This window comes from Pseudomonas asuensis (genome assembly GCF_014646755.1).
Lineage (GTDB): Bacteria > Pseudomonadota > Gammaproteobacteria > Pseudomonadales > Pseudomonadaceae > Chryseomonas > Chryseomonas asuensis.
The window spans coordinates 338,643-353,262 of sequence record NZ_BMNW01000001.1; the positions used below are offsets into that span (position 1 = coordinate 338,643).

Genomic DNA, 14,620 nt, shown 5'->3' on the forward strand with positions numbered 1-14,620 from the left:
GGGCAAACGATCGCGCCTCACGGCACAGATCCTGATTCAAAACAGACATCATTTGATGTCCTTCCAATATTCTCGCTTGAGCAGGTAGGCAAATACAAAAAGAATTGCCAAATAGGCCAGAACATACCGCCCAATCCGCTCAGATACCTCCTTATTCGGATCGGCCGAGTACGCTAGAAAAGCCACAAGATTACGAACCGTTTGATCGAACTGCTCGTTATTCTGCGCACCTGTACCAGGAACAACAGCGAGCTCTCTGCATATAGCGATATTCACGGAGGCGTCTGCCCCAGGGTTATCAGTCAGACAAACCTGGCGACCCTGTAAGGCGCCAAGAACATTTGGCATAGCAACATTAGGGAATACGATATTGTTGACACCCCAAGGCCTGGAAGCGTCCTCATAAAACCCCATGAGATAGCCGTACAGCCAGTCTTCTCCTCGAACGCGAGCTACCAGCGTCAGATCAGGCGGCACTGCACCAAACCAACTTCTTGCATCCTCAGCACGCATACTTGAACGCATATGATCGCCTGGCTTAGCGCTTGTAAATATAAGCGCCTGCTGCAGAATATCTTCAGGAATCTCAAGATCCCTAGCTACTCGCTCGTAACGCTGATATTGAGCGCCGTGACATCCCATGCAGTAATTAACAAAGGTGCGCGCCCCATCCTGTAGTGCATGCTTATCAGTAGTAGTGACACGAACCTTTTCAGGAGGAATATCTTCTGCCCCCATTGAAGCCAGAGGCACGCCTAGAACCGACAGCAATGCCAGCAACCTAAGCAGCAGCATCACCTTGGCACCCTCTCAGGCACCTGCCCTACCCGCTCAACACGCGTGTAAAAAGGCATGAACAGGAAATAGCCAAAATACAACACGGTAGCCAGGCGAGACATAAGGATTCTTTCAGATGTAGGCGGAAGAACCCCTAGAACCCCAAGCACCACGAATGCCAAGCAGAAAAGCATCAGCGCCAACCGGCTTAGCCACCCCTTGAAACGCATTGACTTGACAGGACTACGATCCAGCCAGGGCACCACAAACAAAATAGCGATAGCCGCCCCCATAACCATGACGCCAATCAGCTTGTCAGGCACAGCCCGAAGCATTGCGTAAAAGGGGGTGAAATACCAAACAGGGGCGATATGTTCAGGGGTTTTTAAGGGGTCAGCGATTTCAAAGTTAGACTTCTCAAGGAAGTAGCCGCCTGCCTCAGGAAAGAAAAACACTACAGCACAGAAAACAAATAGAAAAACCGCCACGCCCAATAGATCCTTGACGGTGTAATACGGATGAAAGGGAATACCATCAAGCGGCTTACCTTTTTCATCAAGACTCTTTTTGATATCCACACCAAGCGGGTTGTTAGAACCCACCTCATGCAAAGCAAAAATATGCAATACCATAAGCCCTATCAGCAGCAATGGCAGAGCAATAACATGCAAGGCAAAAAAACGATTTAGCGTAATGCCGGAGATTAAGTAATCGCCACGGATCCACTGAGCCAGATCTTCGCCTACTACAGGAATAGCGCCAAACAATGAAATTATTACCTGAGCCCCCCAATAGGACATCTGTCCCCAAGGCAACAGGTATCCCATGAACGCTTCCACTATAAGCAGAAGATAAAGCAGCATCCCAAAAACCCAAACTAGCTCACGTGGCTTCTGATAGGAACCATAGAGCAAGCTCCGAAACATATGCAGATAGACAACGATGAAAAGGGCAGAAGCACCTGTTGAATGAAGGTAACGAATGAGCCAGCCGTAGTCGACATCACGCATGATGTACTCAATAGAGGCAAAAGCGCCTTCGGCTGTAGGGGTATAACTCATTGCCAGCCAAATACCTGTCATTAGCTGATTAAATAGAATCAGCAAAGCCAGGGATCCAAAAAAATAAAGAACATTAAAATTCTTGGGCGCGTAATAGTGACCTAAATGTTCGCGCCATAAACGTGAAGCAGGGAAGCGAGCATTTACCCAAGCCTTCAGCCTACTCATCCCATCTCCTTTTGACTCATACCTACTACAATAATGTGCTCGGACTCGTAAGCATAAGGCGGAACGACTAGGTTAAGCGGGGCAGGTTGTGCCTTGTATACTCTACCCGCCAAGTCATAACGGGAGCCATGACATGGGCAAAAGTACCCCCCCAGCCAATCTGCGCCCAAATCAACAGGGGCAACCTCAGGACGAAATACGGGAGCGCATCCTAAATGAGTACAAATCCCCACAACAACGAGAATATCCGGTTTAATTGAGCGCAATCGGCTGTTTACGTAATTTGGCTGAACCGACTCCGCTGAGTCTGGGTCTGCCAATTGATCCTCTAGTCTCGACAGGCTCGCTAGAACTTCTGAACTACGCCTGAGCACAAAGACAGGCTGCCCCCGCCACTCCACAACAATCTGCCGCCCTGGTTCCAACTTAGAAATATTTACCCTTACAGGGGCACCTGCAGCCTTTGCTCTGGCGCTAGGAGACCATGACTTAATAAATGGGATAGCAGCCCCAACTATGCCTACCGCGCCTATTGCCGATGTTGCGGCCACGAGCAATCGACGACGTCCCTGATTGATACCCCCGTCACTCATCCATAACCCCTTCGGTACATATCATTCAAGCTACGAAATGAAAGCAGAGCATACTTAAAATCAAGGAGAGAACCTATTGACGTGTGCGAGCGAGACAGCTTCAAAAGCACTACACATCAGACGCAAGGCAAAAAAAAACCCAGTCTCGAAAGAGACTGGGTTTCGCAAGCAAAGCTGCTGGAGCTTAACGCTTGGAGTACTGCGGACGCTTACGCGCTTTACGCAGACCGACTTTCTTACGCTCAACTTCACGCGCGTCACGAGTAACATAACCCGCCTTGCGCAGGGAGCTGCGGTAGGTTTCGTCGTATTCGATCAGAGCACGAGTAATACCGTGACGAATGGCACCGGCTTGGCCGCTAACACCACCACCAGCAACAGTCACGTATACGTCAAACTTCTCGAGGGTCTCGGTCAGCTCAAGCGGCTGACGAACAACCATGCGAGCAGTTTCACGACCGAAGAATGTATCGATGGTACGATTATTGATGGAAATCTGGCCAGTGCCCGGACGCAGGAAAACGCGAGCGGTAGCTGTCTTACGACGGCCAGTACCGTAATTTTGAGTCGCCGACATTATGTACTATCCCGTTTAAATCTTCAGTTCTTGAGGCTGCTGAGCGGTATGCGGATGAACGCTACCCTTGTAAACCTTCAGCTTACGGTACATGTCGCGACCCAGCGGGTTCTTCGGCAACATACCTTTAACTGCGGTTTCGATAACACGCTCAGGAGCGCGAGCGATCAGCTTTTCGAAGTTGATCGACTTGATACCACCCGGGAAACCGGAGTGGTGGTAGTACATCTTGTCGGTAGTTTTGGCGCCAGTTACACGAACCTGCTCCGCATTGATAACAACGATGTAGTCGCCAGTATCAACATGGGGAGTGTATTCCGGCTTATGCTTGCCACGTAGGCGGCTAGCAATTTCAGTAGCCAGACGACCCAGGGTCTGGCCGGCAGCGTCGACGACGTACCAGTCGCGCTTAACAGTTTCCGGTTTTGCTGTGAAGGTTTTCATTCGTTATGGCCTCAGGGCCGCCTGAAAAAAGACGGCAAATCTTACAGAACAGTACGATCCTTGACAAGTCAAGGGCAGCCGGAAACAGACGCTAATCGGGGGCTCGGGTCAGCGCGTCCGCTACGGCAAAAACAGACAGGCTAGGCATCCCCTGTCAATAAAGCTGCGGAATTATGACGATTACTGCGAAAATATCAACTGTTATGAGACCAAGAGAGGAAATTAGATGCGTTACCGTAACCTTGGAAAAACCGAAATCAGCGTTAGCGAGCTTTGTCTGGGCACGATGACATGGGGAGAGCAGAACACGCAGGACGAGGCGTTCGCTCAGATTGACCGAGCAGCCGAACATGGCATCAACTTTATGGATGCTGCAGAAATGTATCCTGTCCCGCCGCGTCCCGAGACGTACGGTCAGACGGAGCGCATCATTGGCAACTACTTCAAAGCACGTGGCAGCCGTGACCAATGGATTCTGACCAGCAAAGTTGCCGGACCGGGCAATAACATTTCACACATTCGCGACGGCAACCTCAAGCACAACCGTCAGCATATCGTTACAGCATTGAATGGCAGCCTTGAGCGTCTTCAAACAGACTATATCGATCTTTATCAATTGCATTGGCCGGACAGAGAAACCAATTTCTTTGGCAAGCTGGGTTATGTTCATAGCGACAAGGTGTTTACTCCGCTTGAGGAAACCCTTGAGGTATTAGACGAACAGGTCAAGGCAGGAAAGATTCGTTACATTGGCCTTTCTAATGAGACGCCATGGGGCACAATGCGCTTCCTTCAGCTGGCTGAAGAGCGCGGCTGGCCACGCGCAGTAACTATCCAGAACCCCTACAACCTCCTGAATCGATCCTTTGAAGTCGGACTGGCAGAAATCGCCATTCGAGAACAGTGCGGGCTTCTTGCATACTCTCCCCTAGCGTTCGGTATGCTGACTGGCAAGTATGCCAACGGGGCAAAGCCGGAGGGCGCGCGCCTGACCCTGTTCAGCCGTTTCACTCGCTACAACAACCCCGAAACAGCGCGCGCCGCTGATCAGTATGTTCAACTGGCCAAACAGCATGGAGTTGATCCTGCCCAAATGGCACTGGCTTATGTTACGAGCCGTCCCTTTGTCACGAGCAATATCATAGGGGCAACTTCTCTGGAACAACTCCAAAGCAATCTCGACAGCGTTAAACTGACTCTGTCCGAAGAGGTTGTTGCTGAAATTGAGGCCATTCATAAGACTCAACCTAATCCAGCCCCCTAAGTAATGGCGCTTTCCTTCGGGAGAGCGCCAGTGCTACGAGAACAAATCGCTCTGCTCGGCAAGCTGACTTGTTGCATGATCTACCTTGTCTCGCCGAGAAGCCAATCGGTCAGCCAAGCGTGTTGGCTCGGGCAGACGATGCTTGCGTACACAGGCCATGACCAATTCTGGTGCAGTCTTAAGACTGACTCGGTTACCGGGCGACACAATCAAAGGCTTTACTTTATCCTTACTGCGCAAAACAGTACCGATCAACTCTCCTTTGGCAAACAAGTCCACTCGACAGCCACGAACCTCACCTAGCGGCTCATGACTGCCTGTCAAAATTTTTTTCGCAACGCCTATGGTTGGTAATCCAGTCACCACTCCCAGGTGTGCTGCGATACCCAATCGCCTTGGATGCGCAATGCCATGACCATCGCAAAAGATCAGATCAGGTGTCTCAGGCAATTCAGATAATGCTTGCAGCACCGCCGGCAACTCTCGAAAAGACAATAACCCAGGAATATAGGGCATGTTGGTTGGAATACGTGCAACAGCCTGAGCGATAGGATCCAACGTGTCAGCATTGAGCAAGATGGCAGCTGCACGTGTGATAGCGCCTCCCTCCTCAAATCCGACGTCAACACCTGCAATCAACCGTAGCGCTGGAAAATCATCCTCCAGCCTAACCTGCTTGGCCAGTTCAACCTGCTGCCTGCGCGCATCGCCGGGTGTACCGTCCCAGCCAATAAAAGGTGAAGTAGTCACATAGACTCCTGCCGTTACCATTATGGGATTCGAACAGGATTGGTTACTGCCAGTTCCAGACGGAAAAAGGGCTGCATATGCAGCCCTTTTTCTTAAGGCTTATGGGCTCTCGACAAATACTCATGCGACTGCATTTCAAGCAGACGGCTCAGCGTGCGCTGAAACTCAAATTCGAGTCGGCCACCGGCATACAAGTCCTTAAGCTCGACCTCTGCCGATAAAATTAATTTAACGTTACGGTCGTAAAACTCATCGACAAGATTGATGAAGCGGCGCGCCATATCATCCTTTGTCGCATTCATCTGCTCGACGTTAGAAACCAGTACGGCCTGGAAAATCTTACCAAGCTCAATATAGTCGTTCTGGCTACGTGGACCGTCGCACAGCTCGCGAAACTCAAACCAGGCGACATCGTCGCACGTCTTGCGCGGCTTGATTTCTCGGTTTTCGATAACCAAAGGCTCGCCTGTAGTAGCGTTACCGCACTCTACTGTAAGCGCCTTGAAGCTTTTGGCCATTTCCGTCTCTGCCTGCTGTGTTAGCGGCCAGTGATAGAGTTCAGCCTGCTCCAAGGCACGCAAACGGTAATCGACACCACTGTCGACATTGACGATCTCGGTGTGCTGTTTTAGCAGTTCAATGGCAGGCAAAAATCTTGCTCGCTGCAAGCCATCCTTATAAAGCCCATCAGGAACAATATTGGAGGTAGCCACCAACGACACGCCATTCTTAAACAACTCATCCAGTAGGGTCGCCAGAATCATTGCGTCAGTAATGTCAGACACAAAAAATTCGTCAAAACAGATGATGCGGGCCTCATCTGCGAAGCGCCGACCAATGATAGTCAGCGGATTTTTCTCGCCCTTGAGCGTCTTCAGCTCTTCATGCACACGCTTCATGAATCGATGAAAGTGGGTGCGCATTTTCTTGTCGAAGGGCAGGGAATCGTAAAAGGTATCAACCAGGTAAGTTTTGCCGCGCCCTACTCCACCCCAGAAATAAATCCCTTTTATAGGACCAGAAGGTTTTTTACCTAAAAGGCGGCCTAGCAATCCAGGCTTGTTGTCTGCTTGACTGACCAAGTCATCATAAAGCCGCTGAAGATGCTTTACTGCCTGCTCCTGAGCAGGATCATGAAAAAAGTCGGGACGTTCCAGATCGGCCTTGTAGCGCTCTAAGGGTGTCATGACAAGCTGCATAGATTCGAAGGGGACCTCACTTTAGCGGCGAGTTCCCGAATTGACAATTAACGAGGCGAGCCGACCTAAGCGGCCTGCCTCGACGATAGCCGCTATCACTCAGCGGTCATTTCTACCAGTGAATCCTGTAAGGCAATCATTGCGTGCTGCCGTTCATCCGCTGTAGCAAAATCAGGGCTTTCGGCAATAAGTTCACCATTCAACCATACGGTAAACCGCAGCTCTGCTGGCTGAATATCAAGATGCTGAGCCTCGCTCTGGAGCCGCTGTGTCATTTGCCCAGCGGCTTTGGGATCTGCGAAGGCTTGCGAGAGCAACAATTGGGTACCATCGGCTGCCAGCAATCTGAAACGGAAACTGCCATCGCTCTCTCGAAAGCTGACAAAGCGCGCACGCTTAGCAGCCTTTTTCTTACTCTTTTCGGTTTTAACCTGGGCGCTTAAGGAACGCAGTCCTACGGCTTCGCGCAGCTCGCCGAGGAAAGGCGTCGCAATCTTACGCGCCTTTGCAGCGCCAGCCAGCAGGATATCTTCAATGTCATCCGGCTTGGCAATCAGGGCATTATAGTGCTCTCTTGCCTCGCCTAACTCTGCATCCAGAAGCAGGAACAGGCGCTGCTTAGCCTCGCCCCAAGCCAGACCACTCAATAGATCATTACGGAATTCCGCTGCCTGCTCAGATGTGGCAAACGCCTGATAAAGGGTAAATAAGTGAGCACTATCAGGATCCTTTGGCTCGCCCGGCTCTTTTGAGTCGGTGACGATACGGGCAATGGCATCCTTGAGCTGTTTGGCGGTCCCGAACAAGGGAATCGTGTTGTCGTAACTTTTGGACATCTTACGTCCGTCCAGCCCCGGCAACGTAGCAACAGTTTCTTCTATTAGCGCCTCGGGCAGTGCAAAAAAGTCCTTACCTGCACCAAAGAGATGATTGAAACGTTGGGCAATATCACGGGCCATTTCAACATGCTGAATTTGATCCCGACCTACCGGCACACGATGCGCATTGAACATCAGAATGTCTGCCGCCATCAGCACTGGATAACTGTATAGCCCCATAGTGACGCCTGCATCTGGGTCTTCACCAGCGGCTACGTTCTTGTCTACTGAGGCTTTATAGGCATGGGCGCGATTGAGCAGTCCCTTGGCGGTTACACAGGTCAGAAGCCAGGTCAGCTCGGGTATTTCTGGGATATCCGACTGGCGATAAAACGTAACCCTTTCAGGATCAAGACCACACGCCAACCACGTAGCTGCAATTTCAAGGCGAGAGCGCTGAATACGTAACGGGTCATCGCACTTGATCAGGGCATGATAGTCGGCGAGAAAATAGAACGAGTCGGTATCAGCCGAACGACTGGCTACAATGGCAGGACGAATAGCGCCTGCATAGTTACCCAGGTGAGGAGTACCGGTCGTGGTGATGCCGGTCAGGATACGTGTGGTCATAGCGTATGGTGCATTCTCATCTAGGGCGGCCAGCATGGGCATGACCGCCAATTAGGGCGTCTTCGGACGCAACGGCTTAAATCAGTCCAGTCGCGGCTGAACCAAGGCTTTGAGATCGGTCAGTTTGCCATGAAAGAAATGGCTACACTCAGGGACTTTGATGAGCTCATGACTTTGCTGCAGCGATTCGGACCAGGCATAGACCTTTTCTGGCGTAACGACTTCATCAGCTTCAGGCTGAATAACCGTTAGAGGGCAGCGTAGCGGCAGCTTACCTTCAACATCGAAACGCTCAACAGAAGGAGCCAACATGAAGAGACGGGTCAATGACTGCCCTTCTTTCTCCAAGCGCCCTGCAAGGCATCCTGCTACACAGGCCCCGAATGAAAAGCCCATGACAGTTAAGGGTACGCCCGGATGCCGCTCCAGCAGCCATTGAGCAGCCGCATAGGCATCATCAATCTCGCCAGCACCCTCTCCATAGCTTCCTGCGCTCCGCCCTACCCCTCTAAAGTTGAAACGCAGCGTGGAAAAGCCTGCATCCCTGACAACGCGCTGCAACGTGGAAATGACTTTATTGTGCATAGTCCCATCAAGCAAGGGATGGGGATGGCAAATAATTACTACACCGCGGGCGTCGGGATGATCAAGATACAAGGCCTCAAGTGCTCCTGAGGGCCCTTCGATCGAAACTGGATTTTCTCGTGTAGACACACCTGAACTCCGTGACCCTCTATCGGGTCGACTCGTCTAGCTCATTAACTGTGCTCACTATTTAACATGGACAGTGTACAAGCGCAGCAAGAAGCCGTTACCGTAATGCAAAAGACGTTCAGAGAGGAAGATTTGTGGACCAGTCCCTGACTATTTGGCTAGTGCCTGTTATTGCCCTGCTCGTAGGTATAGGCATCGGCTTTCTAATTGCGCGCGTGATGCCTGGCACGGCACCTAACCGTGTACAGCGCCAGCTCGATGACCTTCAGCAGCGCTTCGATACCTATCAGCATGAAGTGACCAGTCACTTCAGCACAACGGCAGGACTTGTAAAAAAACTTTCCCAGAATTACCAAGACGTACAGCGTCATCTTTCTGAAGGTGCTGACCGGCTTGCACTGGACGAGCTGACGCGCCAGCGTCTGCAGGCCGCCCTACATAGCCAAGATAGCTACCCATCCCCACGGGATCGTTTGGACGGACCTGCAGAGGCGCCTAAAGACTATGCACCGAAGGGAGACACCGATAGCGGGTTAGATGAGGCCTATGGCCTTAAGAACCATCGCTGAATAGATAAATAAAAAGCCCGGCAATTGCCGGGCTTTTTATTGGCGCTTAGATATGGCCCCTGGCTCGTAGCAGAGCTATGACTTGCTTGGTCCCTTCCTCAACGGAAAGGCTTTGCGTATCGATAACCAGATCGGCATTCAACGGCACGTCATATGGGAAGGACTCCCCAGGGATGTTATCGCCTTCCGCTGCATACAATCCCTGCGGATCACGCTCACGACATACCTGTGGGGAAGCCTGAACGTAAACCGTAATAACCCGCTCGGGACCGATCAGCGTCCTGGCCTGCTCGCGTCCTTCCGCATCAGGCGCTACGAACGCTGCAAGCGTTAACAGGCCGGCTTCATTAAACTGGCGGGCCACATGAGCCGCACGAAGCCAGTTTTCACGACGTCCAGCACGATCCTGCGGAAGCCCTTTGTTGAGATCATGACGCAGATTCTGCCCATCAAGCACATACACGGCACGTCCGGCATCAAACAGCTTGCGCTCGACCGCATAAGCCAGCGTGCTCTTGCCTGCGCCCGAAAGGCCTGTGAACAATACAGTAGCAGGCTGCTGTCCAAACCGAGCCGCGCGCTCTTCGGTAGCGACATGCAGTTGATGGCCTTGCTGGCCAGTAGCGCCGCCTACTTTCGGCTCTGCGATGATCATGCCTGCCCCAACCGTACCATTGGTGAGGCGGTCAACGATAATGAAAGCCCCCGTAGTACGGTTACGCTCATAGCTATCCAGAGCAATGGGCGCATCCAAACTCACTTTGACCCGTGCAATCTCGTTCAGCTTGAGCTGGCTGGCCTGCCCCTTTTCCAGCGTGTTCACATCAACCGTATACACAATGCTGGGCAGAGAGCCTGGCACATAGCTGGTGGCGCGCTTGATGTCATATTTCTTGCCCGGCAACATAGGCTCTTCAGCCATCCAGACCAGCATGGCCTCGAAGCTGTCCGTAACCTGTGGGCGATTATCTGGATGAACCAGTAGATCACCGCGGGAAATATCGATTTCATCTTCAAGCGTCAAGGTAACTGCCTGCCCAGGAATCGCCTGCTCAAGCTCGCCCTCAAAGGTCACGATGGACTTTACGCGGCTGCTCTTTCCTGACGGCAGCACAACAACGTCATCGCCCTTATGCACAACACCTGAAGCCAACGTACCGGCAAATCCCCGGAAATTCAGGTTTGGACGATTTACATACTGGACCGGAAAGCGCATATCAGTGACGTTACGGTCCGCTGCGATTTCTACGGTTTCCAGGATCTCCATTAGCGGTTTGCCGGTATACCAGGGCGTCTGCTCGCTGCGATTCACTACGTTGTCGCCCTTAAGCGCCGACATGGGGACGAAATGAATATCCTTGGCACCTAGATTAATACGCTCGGCAAAGCCTAGATAGTCCTCACGGATGCGATTGAAAACCGCCTCATCAAAGCCCAGCAAGTCCATCTTGTTTACGGCAACAACGATGTGCTTGATACCTAGCAACGATGCGATAAAGCTATGGCGACGCGTCTGGGTTTGAACACCGTAGCGCGCATCGATCAGGATGATTGCGAGATCACAGGTGGATGCACCTGTCGCCATATTTCGGGTGTACTGCTCATGGCCAGGCGTATCGGCAATAATGAACTTGCGCTTGGCCGTGGAAAAATAACGATAGGCTACGTCAATGGTAATGCCCTGCTCGCGCTCGGCTTGTAGACCATCCACCAACAGCGCCAAGTCGACCTCTTCACCCGTAGTCCCTACTTTTTTGGAGTCCCGGGTAATCGCCTCAAGATGATCCTCATAAATCATCTTGGAGTCATGCAGCAAACGACCAATCAGGGTGCTCTTGCCGTCATCTACATTGCCGCACGTCAGGAAGCGAAGAAGCTCCTTACGCTCATGCTGGGCCAGGTACGCCAGGATATCCTGGCTAATCAATTCGGATTGATGCGACATATTAGAAATACCCCTGACGTTTCTTCTCTTCCATCGAACCTGCGGCATCGTGATCGATGACTCGACCCTGACGCTCGGAAGTTCGGGTCAGCAGCATTTCCTGGATAATATCGGGCAGCGTAGCCGCTGAAGACTCGACCGCACCGGTCAGGGGGTAGCAACCCAAGGTACGGAAGCGGACCTGCTGCTTTTGGATGCGAGCCTTTTCTTCATCGGAAAGATGCTCGAGAATGCGCTCATCATCAATCATGATCAGAGTGCCATTCTTCTCGATCACCTCACGCTCAGCCGCGAAGTAAAGGGGCACAATCGGGATACTTTCGAGATAGATGTATTGCCAGATATCTAGCTCAGTCCAATTGGAAAGCGGAAATACACGAATCGACTCCCCCTTGTTGATGTTGCCGTTGTAGATACTCCACAACTCAGGGCGCTGATTCTTGGGATCCCAACGATGCTTATTATCGCGGAACGAGTAGACACGCTCCTTAGCACGTGACTTCTCTTCATCGCGACGAGCACCACCAAACGCAGCATCGAAGCCGTACTTATCCAGCGCCTGTTTCAAGCCCTGAGTTTTCATGACGTCGGTATGCTTGGCACTACCATGCGTAAAGGGATTGATCCCCTGGGCTACGCCCTCCTGATTGGTATGGATCAGCAGGTCCAAGTCCATTTCCTTGACCATACGGTCGCGGAATTCGTACATGGCTTTGAATTTCCAGCCTGTATCGACGTGCAGGACAGGAAATGGCAGCTTGCCAGGAAAGAAGGCTTTGCGCGCCAGATGCAGCATTACCGCGGAATCTTTACCGATGGAATACAGCATCACAGGATTATCGAATTCGGCGGCCACCTCACGAATGATGTGGATGCTTTCCGCCTCAAGCTGTTTCAAATGAGTCAGTTTATCGAGCATGGCTACTCACGGAATTGCGGAGGGACGGCCAGCGGGCCGTGGACGAATACTCACGATACCACAGCATAACTCTTCTAATCAGGCAGCGGCTTAGAACCAAGCGTTATATACATATATTCAAGCCGGATTAGGGCTATCAATGAAGAGATGCTCTATGCCAAAGCGATTGGCGAGATACGCGCCCAATGCCTGAACGCCGTAACGTTCAGTGGCGTGATGGCCAGCGGCAAAGAAACTGATGCCATTTTCACGCGCGCTATGGACCGTTTGTTCCGAGACCTCACCAGTCAGATAGGCATCAACACCCGCAGCAATTGCCTGATCGATATAGCCTTGCGCGCCACCGGTACACCAGGCGATCCGCTTGATAGGACGATCACCTTCGATCGTGAGTGGCTCCCGGCCTAAAACCCGCCCAATATGAGCAGCAAACTCGGCAGCAGTACAGGGCTCACTGAGTGTGCCCTGCAACACAATGGAACGCGGATTTCCCGGCTCTATACCCCCTTCCACCGCAATGCCCAGTCGCTGCGCCAGTTGAACGTTATTACCAACCACAGGGTGTAAATCGAGCGGCAGATGATAAGCCACCAGATTGAGGTCATTAGCCAGCAATGTCTTGAGTCGACGATGCTTCATTCCTATTACACGAGCATCTTCGTTCTTCCAGAAGTAGCCGTGATGCACAAGTACCATGTCCGCACCGGCTTCCACCGCTGCATCTAGCAAGGCCTGACTTGCAGTGACACCACTGACAATCCGACCCACCGTAGCGCGGCCTTCCACCTGTAGACCGTTAGGGCAGTAGTCTTTGATTGAAGCGGCATCAAGATAGCGATTCGCCTCTTCCAGTAATGTTGCCAAAGCAATGGTCATAGTTATGCTCTCCACTAAACAGGCTCTGCCAGTTGGTTCTCATGTCTTTATAGACAAGGGCAGCTCCGTATAATGGCCGCACCTTATCGGCCGCAAACAGGCCTCGCAACAAGGATCGGTAATAATGTTAAAGGCCTTGCGCTCTTACGGCTGGCCCATCGCGGTAGGCATCCTGCTGGCAGCGTTGGTAGTCATTCGATTTCCTGAATGGGTAGGCTTACCCAAGCAACAGGTGCATTTCGAGCAAACTGCTGCGACCTCCCCTCGCACCCAAGGTCCGGTCTCCTATGCTGATGCTGCCAGTAAGGCGGCGCCAGCGGTGGCCTCGCTACGCTCGACCAAGCACCCCAAGAAGCCCAGCGCCCCCATTCAGAATGATCCCCTGTTCAAGCCATACTTCGACAAGAATCCACCGAAGAACAACGAAGAGCTCAGTCTGGGTTCAGCAGTAATCATGAGCCATGAAGGCTATCTACTGACCAATAATCACGTTACCTCCGATGCCGATACTATCGTGGTGGCGTTGCAGGATGGCCGCCAGACAGTGGCGACCCTGATTGGAAGCGACCCCGATACTGACTTGGCAGTGCTCAAGATTGACCTGGACAGCCTTCCAGCCATATCCATTGGTCATTCGGAGGGCGTTCGAATCGGCGATGTGGCTTTGGCTATCGGCAATCCGTTCGGCGTTGGTCAGACGGTAACCATGGGAATTATCAGCGCCACAGGCCGTAATCAGTTAGGGCTAAATACCTACGAGGATTTTATCCAGACGGATGCAGCCATCAATCTGGGCAACTCTGGCGGGGCACTGGTAGATGCCAACGGTAATCTGATTGGTATTAACACCGCTATTCTATCTGGCGGCTCACAAGGGATCGGCTTTGCCATACCGATTAAATTGGCCATGGAGGTCATGCAGTCCATTATTGCCCATGGCCAGGTAATCCGCGGCTGGCTGGGTGTGGAAGTGGAGCGTATTTCCCCAGAACTTGCAGCCTCATTCAATCTCCCTAACCAGGATGGCATTGTTGTCTCTGGGGTTTATCCTGATGGTCCCGCGCAACGTGCTGGCCTGCAGCCAGGCGACGTCCTGCTTAAGCTGGATAACGAGCCCGCTCTGGATGGCCGTCAATCCATGAATCAAGTCGCTCGCAGCAGGCCTGGGGACAAGATTTTGATAGAGGTACTGCGTAACGGAAAACCATTGAAGCTCACCGGCATTATTGGCTTGAGACCTCCCGTCGATACCAGTCCCCCTCCCGAGCCAACCAGTGATTCAATACAAAAAAACGGCGCCTCATAGGCGCCGTTTT

General features: G+C 52.1%; 14 protein-coding genes and 1 pseudogene. 3 read left to right on the top strand and 12 right to left on the bottom strand.

What is annotated here, in order from left to right:
* Positions 1-48 precede the first annotated feature (48 nt).
* The 5 genes and pseudogenes from IEX86_RS01595 to rplM all read right to left on the bottom strand — a co-directional run.
* Positions 49-702: pseudogene (locus IEX86_RS01595) on the bottom strand (cytochrome c1); the annotation flags it as partial.
* Between the two features lie 92 nt (positions 703-794).
* A complete protein-coding gene (locus IEX86_RS01600) occupies positions 795-2,006 on the bottom strand; it encodes a cytochrome b (RefSeq protein WP_188864316.1) in 1,212 nt (403 codons plus the stop codon).
* Positions 2,003-2,599 (bottom strand): ubiquinol-cytochrome c reductase iron-sulfur subunit, encoded by a 597-nt coding sequence (gene petA / locus IEX86_RS01605; RefSeq protein ID WP_188864317.1) that lies wholly within the window; start codon positions 2,597-2,599, stop codon positions 2,003-2,005. The genes IEX86_RS01600 and petA overlap by 4 nt, the downstream gene beginning before the upstream one ends.
* 184 nt (positions 2,600-2,783) lie before the next feature.
* Positions 2,784-3,176 carry a 30S ribosomal protein S9 gene (gene rpsI / locus IEX86_RS01610; RefSeq protein ID WP_188864318.1) on the bottom strand — a complete coding sequence of 131 codons (393 nt, stop codon included), beginning with the start codon at positions 3,174-3,176 and terminating at the stop codon, positions 2,784-2,786.
* 15 nt (positions 3,177-3,191) lie between these two features.
* Entirely contained in the window at positions 3,192-3,620 is a 429-nt protein-coding gene (rplM, locus tag IEX86_RS01615; RefSeq protein ID WP_010797309.1) for a 50S ribosomal protein L13, read from the bottom strand.
* A 226-nt stretch (positions 3,621-3,846) separates the two neighbouring features.
* On the opposite strand from rplM, the gene IEX86_RS01620 reads away from it, so the two are divergent.
* On the top strand, positions 3,847-4,884 hold the full coding sequence (locus tag IEX86_RS01620; RefSeq protein ID WP_188864319.1) for an NADP(H)-dependent aldo-keto reductase: 1,038 nt from the start codon (positions 3,847-3,849) through the stop codon (positions 4,882-4,884).
* Positions 4,885-4,917: 33 nt separating this feature from the next.
* On the opposite strand, the gene nfi is transcribed toward IEX86_RS01620, so the two are convergent.
* The 4 genes from nfi to IEX86_RS01640 form a co-directional block, all read right to left on the bottom strand.
* Positions 4,918-5,634: a deoxyribonuclease V gene (gene nfi, locus IEX86_RS01625; RefSeq protein ID WP_373290375.1), complete on the bottom strand. Its 717-nt coding sequence runs from the start codon at positions 5,632-5,634 to the stop codon at positions 4,918-4,920.
* A 92-nt stretch (positions 5,635-5,726) separates the two neighbouring features.
* The gene (gene zapE / locus IEX86_RS01630; protein ID WP_188864321.1) at positions 5,727-6,821 is read right to left on the bottom strand and encodes a cell division protein ZapE; all 1,095 of its coding nucleotides are present in this window, start codon (positions 6,819-6,821) and stop codon (positions 5,727-5,729) included.
* A gap of 107 nt (positions 6,822-6,928) precedes the next feature.
* Positions 6,929-8,281 (bottom strand): tryptophan--tRNA ligase, encoded by a 1,353-nt coding sequence (locus tag IEX86_RS01635; protein ID WP_188864322.1) that lies wholly within the window; start codon positions 8,279-8,281, stop codon positions 6,929-6,931.
* Between the two features lie 81 nt (positions 8,282-8,362).
* Positions 8,363-8,995: an alpha/beta hydrolase gene (locus IEX86_RS01640; protein ID WP_188864323.1), complete on the bottom strand. Its 633-nt coding sequence runs from the start codon at positions 8,993-8,995 to the stop codon at positions 8,363-8,365.
* 134 nt (positions 8,996-9,129) lie between these two features.
* On the opposite strand from IEX86_RS01640, the gene IEX86_RS01645 reads away from it, so the two are divergent.
* On the top strand, positions 9,130-9,564 hold the full coding sequence (locus tag IEX86_RS01645; RefSeq protein WP_188864324.1) for a Z-ring associated ZapG family protein: 435 nt from the start codon (positions 9,130-9,132) through the stop codon (positions 9,562-9,564).
* A 46-nt stretch (positions 9,565-9,610) separates the two neighbouring features.
* On the opposite strand, the gene cysN is transcribed toward IEX86_RS01645, so the two are convergent.
* From cysN to IEX86_RS01660, 3 genes are all read right to left on the bottom strand, one after another.
* The gene (cysN, locus tag IEX86_RS01650) at positions 9,611-11,509 is read right to left on the bottom strand and encodes a sulfate adenylyltransferase subunit CysN (protein WP_188864325.1); all 1,899 of its coding nucleotides are present in this window, start codon (positions 11,507-11,509) and stop codon (positions 9,611-9,613) included.
* 1 nt (position 11,510) lies between these two features.
* Complete coding sequence (gene cysD / locus IEX86_RS01655) at positions 11,511-12,428, bottom strand: sulfate adenylyltransferase subunit CysD (protein WP_188864326.1); 918 nt, start codon at positions 12,426-12,428, stop codon at positions 11,511-11,513.
* A gap of 117 nt (positions 12,429-12,545) precedes the next feature.
* Positions 12,546-13,304, bottom strand: coding sequence for a Nif3-like dinuclear metal center hexameric protein (locus tag IEX86_RS01660; protein ID WP_188864327.1), 759 nt, complete (start codon positions 13,302-13,304; stop codon positions 12,546-12,548).
* A gap of 124 nt (positions 13,305-13,428) precedes the next feature.
* On the opposite strand from IEX86_RS01660, the gene IEX86_RS01665 reads away from it, so the two are divergent.
* Positions 13,429-14,610: a S1C family serine protease gene (locus tag IEX86_RS01665; protein ID WP_188864328.1), complete on the top strand. Its 1,182-nt coding sequence runs from the start codon at positions 13,429-13,431 to the stop codon at positions 14,608-14,610.
* Positions 14,611-14,620: the final 10 nt, after the last annotated feature.